The sequence below is a fragment of the Tenacibaculum aquaeponti genome (genome assembly GCF_057221555.1).
On the sequence record NZ_CM170147.1, the window covers coordinates 2,179,860 to 2,194,510 of the forward strand.

Annotated in this window: 14 protein-coding genes; 4 read left to right on the forward strand and 10 right to left on the reverse strand. The window is 30.0% G+C overall.

Annotated elements, in window-relative coordinates:
- Positions 1 to 33: 33 nt before the first annotated feature.
- The 7 genes from AC2TEO_RS09800 to tyrS all read right to left on the reverse strand — a co-directional run bounded on the left by AC2TEO_RS09800 (position 34) and on the right by tyrS (position 8,717).
- Entirely contained in the window at positions 34 to 1,275 is a 1,242-nt protein-coding gene (locus AC2TEO_RS09800; protein WP_442264645.1) for a PepSY-associated TM helix domain-containing protein, read from the reverse strand.
- 2 nt (positions 1,276 to 1,277) lie between these two features.
- Complete coding sequence (locus AC2TEO_RS09805) at positions 1,278 to 3,635, reverse strand: TonB-dependent receptor (protein WP_442264646.1); 2,358 nt, start codon at positions 3,633 to 3,635, stop codon at positions 1,278 to 1,280.
- A 30-nt stretch (positions 3,636 to 3,665) separates the two neighbouring features.
- Positions 3,666 to 4,697: a transporter gene (locus AC2TEO_RS09810; RefSeq protein ID WP_442264647.1), complete on the reverse strand. Its 1,032-nt coding sequence runs from the start codon at positions 4,695 to 4,697 to the stop codon at positions 3,666 to 3,668.
- Between the two features lie 193 nt (positions 4,698 to 4,890).
- Positions 4,891 to 5,259, reverse strand: coding sequence for a hypothetical protein (locus tag AC2TEO_RS09815; protein ID WP_442264648.1), 369 nt, complete (start codon positions 5,257 to 5,259; stop codon positions 4,891 to 4,893).
- Between the two features lie 70 nt (positions 5,260 to 5,329).
- Positions 5,330 to 6,562 carry an aspartyl protease family protein gene (locus AC2TEO_RS09820; protein WP_442264649.1) on the reverse strand — a complete coding sequence of 411 codons (1,233 nt, stop codon included), beginning with the start codon at positions 6,560 to 6,562 and terminating at the stop codon, positions 5,330 to 5,332.
- A 21-nt stretch (positions 6,563 to 6,583) separates the two neighbouring features.
- The gene (locus AC2TEO_RS09825) at positions 6,584 to 7,102 is read right to left on the reverse strand and encodes a hypothetical protein (protein ID WP_442264650.1); all 519 of its coding nucleotides are present in this window, start codon (positions 7,100 to 7,102) and stop codon (positions 6,584 to 6,586) included.
- 310 nt (positions 7,103 to 7,412) lie between these two features.
- Positions 7,413 to 8,717 carry a tyrosine--tRNA ligase gene (gene tyrS / locus AC2TEO_RS09830; RefSeq protein WP_442264651.1) on the reverse strand — a complete coding sequence of 435 codons (1,305 nt, stop codon included), beginning with the start codon at positions 8,715 to 8,717 and terminating at the stop codon, positions 7,413 to 7,415.
- A 189-nt stretch (positions 8,718 to 8,906) separates the two neighbouring features.
- On the opposite strand from tyrS, the gene AC2TEO_RS09835 reads away from it, so the two are divergent.
- Together AC2TEO_RS09835 and AC2TEO_RS09840 are read left to right on the forward strand one after the other, a co-directional pair.
- The gene (locus AC2TEO_RS09835; RefSeq protein WP_442264652.1) at positions 8,907 to 9,518 is read left to right on the forward strand and encodes a hypothetical protein; all 612 of its coding nucleotides are present in this window, start codon (positions 8,907 to 8,909) and stop codon (positions 9,516 to 9,518) included.
- 68 nt (positions 9,519 to 9,586) lie between these two features.
- Positions 9,587 to 10,591, forward strand: coding sequence for an NAD-dependent epimerase/dehydratase family protein (locus AC2TEO_RS09840; RefSeq protein WP_442264653.1), 1,005 nt, complete (start codon positions 9,587 to 9,589; stop codon positions 10,589 to 10,591).
- A 20-nt stretch (positions 10,592 to 10,611) separates the two neighbouring features.
- Here the strand turns inward: AC2TEO_RS09840 and AC2TEO_RS09845 are convergent, their stop codons facing one another.
- From AC2TEO_RS09845 to AC2TEO_RS09855, 3 genes are read right to left on the reverse strand one after another with little or no spacing between them, the layout of a single operon-like run.
- Complete coding sequence (locus AC2TEO_RS09845) at positions 10,612 to 11,064, reverse strand: DUF4296 domain-containing protein (RefSeq protein ID WP_442264654.1); 453 nt, start codon at positions 11,062 to 11,064, stop codon at positions 10,612 to 10,614.
- Entirely contained in the window at positions 11,065 to 12,405 is a 1,341-nt protein-coding gene (locus AC2TEO_RS09850) for a dihydroorotase (protein ID WP_442264655.1), read from the reverse strand.
- 1 nt (position 12,406) lies between these two features.
- Positions 12,407 to 13,126, reverse strand: a complete 720-nt coding sequence (locus AC2TEO_RS09855; protein WP_442264656.1) for a polyprenol monophosphomannose synthase — start codon at positions 13,124 to 13,126, stop codon at positions 12,407 to 12,409.
- An 82-nt stretch (positions 13,127 to 13,208) separates the two neighbouring features.
- Here AC2TEO_RS09855 and AC2TEO_RS09860 point away from each other — a divergent pair, with 82 nt between their 5' ends.
- On the forward strand, positions 13,209 to 13,844 hold the full coding sequence (locus AC2TEO_RS09860; protein WP_442264657.1) for a DUF4271 domain-containing protein: 636 nt from the start codon (positions 13,209 to 13,211) through the stop codon (positions 13,842 to 13,844).
- A gap of 10 nt (positions 13,845 to 13,854) precedes the next feature.
- On the forward strand, positions 13,855 to 14,601 hold the full coding sequence (locus AC2TEO_RS09865) for a uroporphyrinogen-III synthase (protein ID WP_442264658.1): 747 nt from the start codon (positions 13,855 to 13,857) through the stop codon (positions 14,599 to 14,601).
- The last annotated feature ends 50 nt before the right edge of the window (positions 14,602 to 14,651 follow it).

Consider the following 14,651-nt stretch of genomic DNA (forward strand, 5'->3'; position numbering starts at 1 on the left):
CTTACACCCAACTTTATTAAAATTTTGTGAAAATCATGATTTTACAGAAATCAAACCACTTTTTAAAACTCCTAAAAACCAGATAATTAAAAAACTTATTCCAAATAAAGGAAAAATTACTCCTAAAAGTAGTATCATAATAACTAAACCATAACTTTGTTTAAAACTCTTTGGTGATTTAGGCATAATCAATTTTCCTTTTTGTTTTCTAAATACATAAGAGAAAATTGCCGCAGTACTCATTAAAGTTAGTAGCACAGCTATAGCAAACATTAAATACCAATTCCATCCTCCAAACTCTCCTTGATGAAAAGCCATTAACCACATTCTAGCTTTCATTAACACTCCAACATCACTCCAACTATGAGACTTAACTAGTTCACCAGAATATTGATCGAAGTGCATCATTTTTTGTTCAGCAAGCGGAAACGTTTTATTTGTAACTGAGAATGTACTTTTGGTTGATTTTGGCAAACCTATTGTAATTTCACCCGGTAAATTTTGTGCATTTGCAATGCTGATCATCTCATCTAAAGACAATCTTTTTTCTCTTATTTTTGATGTTAATCCACGACCACTCCACGTTTTTGGATATCCAGTATTTGTCCATTGTTGAACTTTCTTAAAATTCCCTCCAAAAACATCTGTCCAAGGAAAACCTCCAGCTAAAACAATCAATAATAAAATAGAAATCCAGAAACCAGTAACTGCATGTAAATCTCTAAAAAGAATTCTCTTTCCTTCTTTTAATCGCACTGTGAAAACACCTTTAATTCCTCTTACAAAAGGAAACCAAATGTATAAACCTGATAAAATTAAAACAACCATCCAACTTGCAATAAGCTCAACTACTTTCGTTCCTACTTTTCCTCCAAGAAGTTCACCATGTAACTTTCTTACGGAATACATCCAAGTATCTTTCGCTTGAAAAGTACCCGAAAGTTCTCCTGAATATGGATTAATATATACGGATTGTTTTCCTCCAAATCTTCCGGCTATAAATTCGGTACTTAAATCACCATCATCAAGAACTACTGAATTTAATTTTCTTTTAGAGTTTTTCTGAGCGATCTCCCATTGTTGATCATAACTTAATCGTTCACTTTTTTCTTCTGGAATTAATTTTTGTATTCCTTGAATAACTTCGTTTTCTACATCTGATTTGAACAGGTAGATTCCACCGGTAATTGATAAAACAATTACAAACGGCAAGGAAATGACACCTGCAATGAAGTGCCATTTCCATAACCATTGATTTAATTTTCTATTTTTCATTTTTAAAAGTTATACTTCACTCCAAAATGAAAAGCTCTAGGGTTGCCGATACTATAGCTATTTTCTCTTCTCCAGATATTATAGCTAGCTCGCACAGCATATAATTCATCAAAAATATTTAGTGCTTGTCCCCAGAATTCAAAATCATAAAACTTAAAACTTCCTCTGAAGTTAAACACATGATGTCCATCGTAAGTTGATGTTCCTAAAATATCATTTCCTACAGTATCAACCCCAACAACTACCTGATTCTCAAAGCTTGTATTATAACTTCCAACTTGCTCATGTTCTAATGTTAATGTTAAATTATTTAACGGCTTATAAGTAATATTAGACATCGATAAGTAATTTGGTGCCGTTTGCATATCTGTATTTGAATAATCTACATCATTATCGAAAAACGAAATGTATTTATGGGTTGCATAACTTCCGCTATAATTCATAGAAAGATTTTCTAAAAGTTGGTATTTAAAGCCAAATTCTACACCTTGCGATCTTGTTTTACCTGCATTTAACTGAACAAAATTACCTGATACATCTCTTAGAGAAATTAATCGATCTGTTCCATCTAATCTGTATACAGCTACATCTACTTTTAATTTCGATGGGATTGTAAAATAACCACCAACTTCGTAGTTATTGAACTTCGCTGGTTTTAAATCGAAAATTGTAGCGCCTGTACTGCTATTTTTACTATTTCTGAATAATGTTGATGTTTGTGGTGGTGTAAATCCTTTTGAGTAATTGCTATAAAAACCTAAGTTTTTATTCACGTTGTAGTTTAACCCAAATTTTGGTGCTACACTGCTATAATTTACTTTAGTATCTACAACTCCTGCTTGACTTTCAATTAAATTATTATAATCGTAACTAAACTCATCGAAACGAACAGCTGCTGTAACTTTTAAAGCTTCAACTGGTGAAATTTCGAACTGTGCATATCCTGCATAATTAAAAATATCAGCATTATAATTTAAAATGTAATCTCCAGAATTTATTGTAAAATCAATATTCTTTCCTGTTTGTGTATCTACAACTACATTTACAGTTTCTGCTACATAATCTTGCGGTGAAAAATCTGCTGTAGCTCCTACTACCAAAGAAGCATCTTTAAAATTGAAATCTAATTTATGTTGAACTAAACCTACATAACTTCTAAATTGATTTGAATTAATTTCACCTGAACCTGTTCCTGTTAATTGTCCCATGTTTCTATCTTGGCGAACTCGATACGATGGAAGTTGATTCATGATGTTGTTTCTGTAAATAAAGTTTACAGAAGTTTTATTACGATCGTTCCAAACTTTCTCTAAAGTAGATCTAAAACGTAATGCTTGTGCTTCACGTTCAGTAAATGTTTGATCACTTTCGTAATTCCCAGCTAAAAAGTTTTGTTCAGAAATAGAACCAGTCATGTCTGACCTGTAATCGATAAAACTTACCGAATTTATCCAACGTAAAGTTTCAGAGAAATTATTTTCGTTCTTAAATGTGATGGCAAATTTCTCATAATCTGAATGCCCAACAGGACCATTATTTCTTTGAATATAATGTCCACCAACATAAAATCCGTATTTCTCATTTGCTGTTGCAGAAGCTTCTGCCTCGTATCTCTTAATTCCAAGATCGTTTCCTTGGATACTTACAGAACCTCCAAAATCTTTTCTAGGTGATTTTGTAATAAAATTAAAACTTCCACCGATAGCTTCACTTCCGTAAATACTAGAAGCTGGACCTTTTAAAACTTCTACTTTTTCGAAAGTGGTATTGTTCATTTCCAATAATGCATTGTGATTAAACACAGCTACAGGACGAATTGGTAATCCGTCTTCAACATATAAGAATAAAGATCTTGTTGAAATAGGAGAACGAACTGCCATAAAATGTTGCTCGTTACTCGCTGCTTTTGAAGAACTCATAAAAACTCCAGGAACTTGATTTACTAATTGTTCAATTCCGAAAGCTTTTGTTTCTTCAATTTGCTTACTTGTTAATACTCCAATAGAAGCAGGAACTTCTTTTCTTTGCTGAATTTCTCTACTTGCCGAAACGATAATTTCATCTAGATTTTGAAGATTTTCTTGTAAAATAATTGTGTTAAATTCTGATGATAATTTTACAGTTTTAGTAACAAAACCAACCATCGAAATTTTCACTCGATTATCACTAAGTTTAATCATAAATCCACCTTCAAAATCTGTAGCTACACCTCTTTTTGAGTTTTTTACTGAGATTACTGAAGCTCCAAAAATTGGATTTTGATTTGCGTCTACTACTTTTCCTTTATATACTTTTTGTGCTGAAATATTTGCGCAAGCTAATATTAATCCTAAAACTAGGATTATTACTTTAGTATTCATTTTAATATTATTTCGTTAAGTTTTTGTGGCTTATAATGCGTATTGAAGTCCGAAACTTAATGTCTCTCTTCTCTCTAATTGAATTCCGTTTGGCTTTTGGAATAATGGCTGCGCATATTCGAATCCGAATCGTAAATTTTTAAATCTTCCTTCAGGAATATAAATGTTAAATCCAATTCCTCCATTAATATATTTTCCTCCAGAATTTGCAGTATCTGCAGTAGTTACCATCATTGGATTTAAATTTGGATTTGCTCCATTAATTCGTTCTTCTGCAACTACTTCTCCTCTAACAGAAAAGCTTAACCACTCTGTCGTTTTATATGCAAACCAAGAGTTTAAATTATAACGGTTTCCTAAAGAATAATCGAAATCGTTTCTTCCAAAACGATACAATCCTTTTAACTGTGTTCCCCAAGAGAAGTTATTGGTTTGACCTAAATATGTTAATCCTAAATCTACATCAAAAGTTCCACTACCGATTTGCATTGGATAAGGCAATTGAATTTCGTTTGGAGCAGACATTGGTGTAACATCTTTTGCTTCTAAAGTTCCTGTAGGAATTGATAAACCAACGTTTGCATGTAACGATTGACGATCTTTATTGATGAATTTATATAATGCTCCTATTTTAATATCTCCAAAACCAGAAGAAGCCGTAGAAAATTGATTTGTCATTCCTGTTGGCATACGCATTTGTAAATCCATTTCATTTTGCATGTACATTGCCATAGCCATCACTGTGATTTTATCAGTTACACCGTACATTACTCCGATCATATGCATATCCATTGGCATATTAAGAGGTGTTACCATATAACCACGATCATGAGCAGCTGCATTTGAAATATCTGAAGTTCCATCTAATAAACCTTCCATGCTCATTCTCATATATCTGTAAGAAAACATTACATCTCCTTTTCCGTGATAATGATCTCCCATAACAGAGATTGGCGCATGACCATCAGGTCTTCCTGCTGTCCATAAATTTTCTTTTTCTTGTGCATATGTATTTACCATTGCTATTAACGAAATAGCAACAATCATTAATTTGTTTTTCATCGATTATAATTTTTGACTTCTGAATTTTAAAATTGAATATGTTCAGAAATCTGCATGAATTTTAAGCTTTCACGATATCGGAAAGAATAATAATTCATATTAATGTTTGTTTATTGAGTATAAGTTTCTTGATTGATAGTAATATCAATCTTAAAAAGATGTAAGTTCGTTATCGAACTTCTTAAAAAATAAATTATGCAGTGGGTGGATGAAAAACTGAAGGATGAAATAAAAACTTATAGTTTTTATGATAACCGAAGTTAGCTTCTTGTTTTTTCTGGTAAACATCTCTTTTCTTTACTTCTAATACAGAAACAAAACCTATTGGATATTCTTCCATAGCTATTCGTAAAGAATTGAAATCATCTTCTTGTTGTTGCTTAAGCTTTTTCATTAATTGACATTTACCTTTACAACTAAGTTCTGGTTTGTCTTTGTTAATACATAAAACTTTAGCGATGTAATCGTAGTTAATTGCGTACTCTACAAAAGGAGCTATTGGTCGCAACATTGCAATTAAATACAATAGTACAAAGAAATATGTTGTTAATTTTAACTTCAAAAAAAAGCTTATTTATCGGCTTGCAAAGGTAAATCAGTTTTAAAACAACAGCAATTAAATTTCACTATTTTTACTGAAAAACAGACTCTTTTACTATCATTATTTCTTTAACAGAATTATTATGTTTTATCTTGACTTTTAAAGAATCTGATGTGTTTTTTTTATTTCTATATTCACAAAGTGCTTTTTCAGAATTCATTGATTCTTCGTTGTATGATAAAACCTCTGCATTTAAAGGAATTTTCATTTTATCAGCTGAAGAATTCTCTAGAATACTTTTTACGATCAGTTTATTACTTTCTTCATCGAATTTTGTTCCTAAACCAGTAGATTTCCATATAAAATTCGGAACACTATCATAAGGTTCTAAAATCATTTTCTTTGATTTCCAGCTTAGTGTTGTCTTGTACTTTTTGAAAAAACCTAATCCTAATAAATTAGCTGAAGTTGGAGACATAAGAGCAGGAATTTTTTGAATATTGAATGGCGTTTTTTTGAAATATAAAGAATCTAAAAGTACTAGTTTTTCTGTATCACTAGATTTAGATTCTCCTCCTAAACCTTCTGAACTTCGTCCGAGATATTTTCTGGTTTGTAATTTTAAAGAATCCTTTAACACTGATTTTTCTACTAAAGAAAGCACACCGTTGTTTCCTAAATCTACAATTACTGATTTCGATTTCTTTTCTTTTGATAACTGAATTGATGTTCTGATATGAAAACTATATTTATTCACATGTAATGGAATTTCTATTTTGTTTTCATTGAATTTTAAATTATTTAAAGATTGTGTTATTGTTATTTGCAGATTTTCAAAATCTATTTGCCAATCTACGTTTTTCATGGTTCCATTACCAATTAGACCGTAAATTTCATCAGTACAATTAAAATTAAAGTCGAGTTCTTTAAAATTCAAATTTTCAATACGCATTTGACCAATTTCAATTGCATCTACTTTTTTAACGCTCGCTAGAAAAAAATTGCCTGTTGCTCCTCTACCTATCATTTTTCCGTTTGATTCTAACTCAAACTCATTTGAATGATGTTTAAAAATAAAGTTAGAAGCTCCACTATCTAATATAAAAGGATATGCTTTTTTACTGTTATCAAACTTTACATCAATAAGTATATGCCCGGATGTTGAATAATAAAACGGAATTGTAATAGATTTTTTTTCTCCAAAATATAATTCTCCTTCACTTAACTTTTTCTGTTGTTGCAAAAAATAATATAAACTTATTCCTCCTAAGAGAATAATGATTCCTATTAATGACGATATAATAATTATAATTCTTTTTAGCATCGTGTTTGTTTAGTGGGAAGTTTAAGAGAAATCTGGGCTATAAACTTCATATTCGAATTGAAAATATTCTTCAAGAAAAGCAACTACTTGATTTGCTTTTTCTTCATCATCTAACGAAACCAAAACATCTTTAGTAGTATGTTTTTCATTCAACAACGTTACATCTGATCTTAAATAAGTTAAAGAAGCGTCTGGATTTGCTACTGAAAACCAAGCCATTTTTTGGCTTCGTTTGAATTTTAAAATAGAAACTTTAGATTTCTGATTTAAGTCGACTTTCGTTTTCTGTAATAATTTATCGAACAAGAAAGTTGCTTGATATAAGTTACTGTTTTCCTTCACTATACCCTTTTTTAGAAATACAGAACATATAATGCTTATAAAAACTAAAATAAAAAACATTAAAAGTGCATTAGTTTTAAAATATGACTCTAATGTTGTGATCTTATAAATAATTATCAATACTGGTCCTCCTAAAGAAAGAAGTACATGAAGTTTTTGATGAGTTGTAAACTTACTTTCTAAAATTAATCTTTTCATAGTTGTCTTTTAAATAGCTTTTGATTTCTGTAATAAGTAGATTAATTTCCTCATTTCGTTACAAATAAAATTTTATTTTAATTTATTCTAAATAAATAATTATATTTGCATCGAATTTACAGAAAGTATGATTGTTTTTTACACACCTAAAAAAGAAATAGTTAAGACACTACCTCAAATTAGTGCTTGTAGTACAGCTTGTGCTAGTAACTGTTTAAAACCTAAAAGCAAGTGTTGTAATAAGTATAAGAAAAAAGGCATCAACTGTAAGCGATGCCCTTTAAGTTTTGATATTAAGATAGCTTCTTAATTATTCTATTTTTAATAAGAAATAATTTCTTTTACCTCTCTGAAGAATTACATATTTGTTTGCGACTAAATCATTCGATGTAATCTTGTAATCTTCTTTTACTTTTACTTTATTTACCGCTATCGAGTTTTCTTTTAAAGCTCTTCTAGCATCTCCATTCGATTTTAGGAATTGTGTTTTTGCTGCTAATGCACCAATCATATCTAATCCAGCTTCAATTTCAGCTTTCTCGATAATCGCTTGAGGTACACCTTCAAAAATATCTAAAAACGTTTGTTCATCTAAACCTTTTAAATCTTCATCTGTAGATTTCCCAAATAAAATATTAGAAGCAGCAATTGCTTTATCTAATTCTTCTTTAGAGTGTACAAAAGTAGTAACCTCTTCTGCTAATTTCTTTTGTAAAGCTCTTTGGTGTGGAGCTTCTTTATGTTCTTCTATTAAATTATCAATCGTTTCTTTATCTAAAAACGTAAAAATTTTAATATACTTTTCAGCATCTACATCTGTAGTATTTAACCAAAATTGGTAAAACTTGTATACTGAAGTTTTACTTGCATCTAACCAAACATTTCCACCTTCAGTTTTACCGAATTTAGAACCATCTGCTTTTGTAATTAATGGACAAGTCATCGCAAATGCTTTTGCATCTTCTCCTGGATTCATTCTTCTTACTAGCTCAGTTCCTGTAGTAATGTTCCCCCATTGATCTGAACCTCCCATTTGTAAAGCACATTTATATGTTTTATGTAAATGGTAAAAATCATATCCTTGAATTAATTGATAAGTAAATTCAGTAAATGACATTCCACTACCAGCTTCACCAGAAATTCTCTTTTTTACAGAATCTTTAGCCATCATATAGTTTACAGTAATTCTCTTACCTACGTCTCTAGCAAATTCAATAAAAGAAAAATCTTTCATCCAATCGTAATTATTCACTAAAACTGGAGCATTTTCTTTTTCACTATTAAAATCTAAAAAACGTGCTAAAGTTGCTTTAATACCTGCAACATTCTTTGCTAACGTTTCTTCATTTAGTAAATTTCTTTCATCAGATTTACCAGAAGGATCACCAATCATTCCTGTAGCCCCACCAACTAAAGCAATAGGCTTATGTCCTGCTTTTTCTAAATGTACTAATAATATAATAGGTACTAAACTTCCTATATGAAGTGAATCTGAAGTAGGATCGAACCCAATATAGGCACTAGTCATCTCCTTTTGAAGTTGTTCTTCTGTTCCTGGCATAATATCGTGGATCATTCCACGCCACTCTAGTTCTTTTACTAAATTTTCAGTCATTGGTGTAAATTACTTTGAAAAGACAAATATACCATTTACAAAATTTTAATTTCATAAGAATCTTTAGAAACCATTGTATTAATTTATGTTTTTAAACCTTAAGAAAAAATTAATGTTTCTTTTATGTGACTTCTTCTATTTTTTATTGTCTAAAAATTAAATTTGATAACTTAAATAAAATTTAGAGAAATGAAAAACATACTTAAATTCCCGTTATTTTTAGCTTTAATTACGAATTTATTTATTTTGACAAGCTGTGGTAGTGAAGAAGTTATTGACCCAGAGCCAGTTGATCCACCAGCGGCAGTAACTACATATTCTGCTAGATTATTAGCAGCTCCATTAGGTGATGAAACTTCATCTACATTTATGACTTTTTACAACAATAGTATTCATAAAATTAGTGAGGCTTCTACAACAGGTAGTTCTTGGGATTTTGGTTATTTTTATGGAACTACAAGAAAAGCTTCTTTTGCTTCTGTAAAAAATTATCCAACTGATGTTTTTAATTTAACAGCTATTGCTGATGCAGATAAAAAAGAATGTTTCTTTGCAAAATCTACTGTTTTAACAACAGCTGATTTTGATGCAATCTCTTTAGAATCTGAATTAAATAGTATTGTAAAACCAACAACACAATCTGTTACTGAATTAAGCGTTGGTGATATCATTGAGTTCCAAGATTCTTACGAGAATAAAGGACTTATTAAAATTACTAGAATTGTAGAAGGCAATGGATCGAATGGACAAATAGAATTTGATGTTAAAATTCAAATAAATAATATTCCTGTTCAATCATAACAACAAATCATTATAAAATTTAAAGGTTGCTTTTAGGCAACCTTTTTTTTTATCCATATTTTTGAATTATGATTTTAGTTACTGGAGGAACAGGTTTGGTAGGATCTCATTTATTATATTTTCTTTCAACAGAAAATGATAATATCACTGCTATTTATAGATCAGAAGAAAAGATAGCTACTACTAAAAAAGTATTTTCTTATTACACTGAAAACCATAATGAATTATTTAAAAAAATTCATTGGATTGAGGCAGATATTACAGATATCCCTTCTCTAGAAAAAGTATTCTCAAAATCTTACACCTATGTTTATCATTGTGCTGCGTTAGTTTCTTTTGATCCAAAAGATTATCAGCAAATGAGAAAAGTAAACATTGAAGGAACTGCTAACTTGGTTAACTTTTCAATAGATAATAACATATATAAATTTTGCTTTGTTAGCTCTATAGCTGCTGTTGGAGATGCTATTAATAATGGAACTGTTGATGAAGAAAACGAATGGATTGATACAAAAGATAAACACGGATACGCTATTACAAAATATGGGGCAGAAATGGAAGTTTGGAGAGGAAGCCAAGAAGACATGGATGTTGTAATTGTAAATCCTGGTGTTATTTTAGGAAGCGGTTTTTATACAGAAGGATCTGGTAAAATGTTTAGCCAAGTACATAAAGGATTAAAATTTTACACTGAAGGCGTTACTGGCTTTGTTGGTGTAAAAGATGTTGCTAAAGCCTTAATAAAACTAGCTAATTCAGAGATAATAAACGAACGTTTTATTTTAGTTTCAGAAAATAAATCTTTTAAAGAAATTTTTCAAAGCATCGCTACCAATTTTAAGGTTAAAAAACCTAGTATTAGAATTAACCCATTTGTAACTTCTATTGCTTGGAGAATAGACTGGTTACTTACTTTACTCACAAGAAAACAACCTTTTTTAACAAAAAACTCTGCTCGTTCGGCTCATAACAAGGAATACTACAGTTCTAAAAAGATTATGAATAATTTAGATTTCAGATTTGAACCTATTGAAAAAGTAATTGAAGATGTTTGTAATGACTATTTGAAATAATGACAGTTTGAATTAAAGATTTACTCATCTTCATTTTGAACTTTCGTGCTATCTTTTTTAATCTTGACTCCTTTTTTAACTTCAATTGAATCATTAATCTTCAACTTACTTTTCTTGATTGAATCTCTTTTATTTTTCTCAAATTGATACACACTTGCCTTAGCTTCTAAACTTCTCCTTACATCTTTGAGTAGTTTGTCATACTCATCGATTTTAGAAGTATAAAATGTGTTACTTTGTTCAAAACGAAGACTATCTATTTTATATTTATCATACACTAACTGCATATAATTTAAATCTCTTTTTTGATCTAAATTTTTTATTGGCTTTGCAGCAGCAGCAATATGCATATCAGTTAGTAAAGAAACCATAGAATCTCTAGGAATTAAATTATCAGGTTCCTTATATATTGTGTTTCCTGTACACGCTAAACACAAACTAATATATAAAACAAATAGAATTAAGTTTTTCATTTACCTTTCAAACAATAAACGTTGACCTTTAATTTCTTCATTAAACACACCATTATCATACATTAAATTACCGTTTACAAACGTATGCGTTATTTTAGATGATAACGTAACTCCTTCAAAAGGAGACCAACCACATTTATACAATACATTATCTCTAGAAACTTCCCAAGGATCATTAGGATCTACAAGTACAATATCTGCGTAATAACCTTCTTTAATATAACCTCTTTTTTCAACTTGAAAAAGAATAGCAGGATTATGACACATTTTTTCTACAACTTTTTCTATTGAAATTACTCCCTCTTTTACTTTTTCAAAAAGAGCAACTACTGCATGCTGAGCTAATGGTCCACCACTTGGAGCTTTTGTGTATACATTTGCTTTTTCCTCTAGAGTATGAGGCGCGTGATCTGTGGCAATTACATCAATTCTATCATCTAATAAAGCTTTCCAAAGTCCGTCTTTATCTTGTTGCGTTTTTACCGCAGGATTCCATTTAATGTGTGTTCCCTTTCTATCATAGTCTGCATCTGTAAACCATAAATGATGTATACATACTTCAGCAGTAATTTTCTTATCTTTTAAAGGAATATCATTTCTAAAAAGCTCTGTTTCTTTAGCTGTTGATAAATGAAAAACATGTAATCTTGCACCTGTTTTCTTTGCTAATTCAATAGCTTTTGATGATGATAAATAACAGGCTTCTTCACTTCTAATAATTGGATGAAATTTTACTGGAATATCATCTCCATATTTTTCTTTAAACTCAGCAGTATTTTTTCTAATTGTACCCTCATCTTCACAGTGTACAGAAATTACCATATCTGTTGATGAAAATATTTTTTCTAAAACCTCTTCATTATCTACCAACATATTTCCTGTTGAAGAACCTAAGAATAATTTAATTCCAGCAACATTTCTAGGATTTGTTTTTAATAACTCTTCAAGGTTATCATTTGTTCCTCCAAACATAAACGAGTAATTTGCATATGAAGTTTTACTCGCTATCTCGAATTTATCTTCTAATAGTTCTTGCGTTGTAGCTTGAGGAGATGTATTTGGCATTTCTATAAAAGAAGTAATACCTCCAGCTACAGCTGCTTTACTTTCTGTGGCTATATTCGCTTTATGAGTTAATCCTGGCTCACGAAAATGAACTTGATCATCAATCATACCTGGAATTAAATATTTTCCTTTAGCATCAATTATAATTTCATCTCCCGATGGCGTTATACTTTCAGCAATCTTAGCAATAAGTTCATCTTTTACTAATACATCACCTATAAACACTTGGTTTTCGTTTACAATTTTTGCGTTTTGGATTAAGTATGATTTTTTCATTTTATTTTGGTAAGCCTTTTAATCTCATTTTTATTACTCCAAATAAAGCTTCAGAAACAATTCCTCCACTCATTTTAGATTCTCCTAAAGTTCTATCTGTAAAAATCACAGATACTTCGTTGATTTTAAATTTATGTTTCCATGCTTTGTATTTCATTTCTATTTGAAAAGCATATCCTACAAATTTAATTTTGTCAAGTTTTATCGTTTCTAACACATTTCTCGACCAGCAAACGAAACCAGCTGTAGTGTCGTGAACAGGAATTCCTGTTACAAATCTCACATATTTAGATGCAAAGTAAGAAAGTAACACTCTATTCATTGGCCAATTTACCACATTAACTCCTACAGAATAACGTGAACCTACTGCAACATCTCCACCATCTATAGCACAAGAATTATACAATCGAATTAAATCTTTTGGATCATGAGAAAAATCTGCATCCATTTCAATTAAATACTTGTAATCTTTTGCTAATCCCCATTTAAAACCATGAATATAAGCAGTTCCTAATCCATTTTTCCCTTCTCGTTTCTCTATAAATAATTGATTTGGGAACTCAGGCTTTAAACTTTCAACTATGGTGGCTGTTCCATCTGGAGAATTATCATCTACAACTAGAATATCGAAAACTTTTTCTTGATCGAAAGTAGCTCTTATGATCGCTTCGATATTTTCTTTCTCATTATAAGTCGGGATTATGACTAGTGTGTCAGACATCAAACTTTATTTCGTTAAAAACTTGGACAAAGATAAACTAATTTATTACTAATTTTGTGTTAATTGAACTTCTTAAACCTTTATGGAAATATTAGAACGAAATTTTGTATCAACAGACTGGATTACTTTAGTATTTTTAGCTAGTCTGGTGATGATCGCACTAATGAAGCTATATAAACCTCAATTACTCTTAGGCTATACTATTGCATTTTTCTCTCAAGGTTTTATAGAAAGCCGTTCAGATAAGAATCCATCCATTTTTTCTATTTTTCATGTATTAATATTCTTATTTAGTTTACTTATATTTTCACTTTCCATACATTTATTACTGGTCAATAATTTTACTTATTTTAAGTTTTCTTTTTTATATACTTTTTCCTTTGTTAGTGCATTTATTTTAATAAAATACACTTTAGTAAAGCTTATTGTTTTAACATTAAATATAGAAGACGATACTCGCTATTTTTTATTCTCAAAGACAGGATATTTGTACGCAATTAGTTTATGGTTATTTCCCGTTTTAATATTATACCAATATTGGTATTCAAATAGTAAAATTTTAATTATTTATATGCTTTTACTATTGGGATTTAGGATGTTTTTGATTGCAAAAAACAACAAAAAGCTGATTTTTAATCACTTCTTCTATTTTATTTTGTACTTTTGCACCCTCGAATTAGCTCCTTTGCTAATAATTTATAAAACAACAACTATATAAAGAAAGTTTTATGAAAGTGAAAACGATTTTAGTGTCTCAACCAGCACCAAAAACAGAGACATCACCTTATTTTGACTTAGCTGAAAAACAAAAAGTAAAAGTTGACTTTCGTTCATTTATTCATGTAGAAGGAATTCCTGTAAAAGAAGTAAGAGCTCAAAAAATTGACCTAAGTAACTTTACAGCTATTATTCTAACAAGTAGAAATGCAGTTGATAATTTCTTTAGAATTGCTGAAGAAATGCGTTTTACTGTACCAGATAGTATGAAATATTTTTGTCAATCTGAAGCTGTTGCTTATTACTTGCAAAAATACGTGGTTTACCGAAAACGTAAAATCTATGTTGGTACTAGAACTTTTCCTGAATTATGTAAATTAATTAAAAAACATAAGGATGAGAAATTTTTATTACCGTCTTCAGATAAATTGAAATCATTAATTCCAGATGAATTAGATAAGCTAGGTGTAAATTGGAAGAGAGCTGATTTATACAGAACTGTAGTAAGTGATTTATCTGACTTAGAAAATGTTTTCTATGATGTATTAGTTTTCTTTAGTCCTTCAGGTATTGATAGTTTATTTGAAAATTTCCCTGATTTTAAACAAAACAATACCAGAATTGCTGTATTTGGAAACTCAACAATTAAAGCTGTAGAAGCACGTGGTTTAAGAGTAGATATTTCTGCTCCAACTCCTGAAACACCTTCTATGACAATGGCTTTAGAAAAATATATTAAAGAAGTAAACAAGAAATAATTTTACTTTAAAACAATATTGAAAACCTCGCTAAATTTAGCGAGGTTTTT

Coding starts and splice junctions, on each gene's coding strand:
- AC2TEO_RS09800 (WP_442264645.1), bottom strand. CDS start 1,275: ATGAAAAATAGAAAATTAAATCAATGGTTATGGAAATGGCACTTCATT.
- AC2TEO_RS09805 (WP_442264646.1), bottom strand. CDS start 3,635: ATGAATACTAAAGTAATAATCCTAGTTTTAGGATTAATATTAGCTTGC.
- AC2TEO_RS09810 (WP_442264647.1), bottom strand. CDS start 4,697: ATGAAAAACAAATTAATGATTGTTGCTATTTCGTTAATAGCAATGGTA.
- AC2TEO_RS09820 (WP_442264649.1), bottom strand. CDS start 6,562: ATGCTAAAAAGAATTATAATTATTATATCGTCATTAATAGGAATCATT.
- AC2TEO_RS09825 (WP_442264650.1), bottom strand. CDS start 7,102: ATGAAAAGATTAATTTTAGAAAGTAAGTTTACAACTCATCAAAAACTT.
- tyrS (WP_442264651.1), bottom strand. CDS start 8,717: ATGACTGAAAATTTAGTAAAAGAACTAGAGTGGCGTGGAATGATCCAC.
- AC2TEO_RS09835 (WP_442264652.1), top strand. CDS start 8,907: ATGAAAAACATACTTAAATTCCCGTTATTTTTAGCTTTAATTACGAAT.
- AC2TEO_RS09840 (WP_442264653.1), top strand. CDS start 9,587: ATGATTTTAGTTACTGGAGGAACAGGTTTGGTAGGATCTCATTTATTA.
- AC2TEO_RS09845 (WP_442264654.1), bottom strand. CDS start 11,064: ATGAAAAACTTAATTCTATTTGTTTTATATATTAGTTTGTGTTTAGCG.
- AC2TEO_RS09850 (WP_442264655.1), bottom strand. CDS start 12,405: ATGAAAAAATCATACTTAATCCAAAACGCAAAAATTGTAAACGAAAAC.
- AC2TEO_RS09855 (WP_442264656.1), bottom strand. CDS start 13,126: ATGTCTGACACACTAGTCATAATCCCGACTTATAATGAGAAAGAAAAT.
- AC2TEO_RS09860 (WP_442264657.1), top strand. CDS start 13,209: ATGGAAATATTAGAACGAAATTTTGTATCAACAGACTGGATTACTTTA.
- AC2TEO_RS09865 (WP_442264658.1), top strand. CDS start 13,855: ATGAAAGTGAAAACGATTTTAGTGTCTCAACCAGCACCAAAAACAGAG.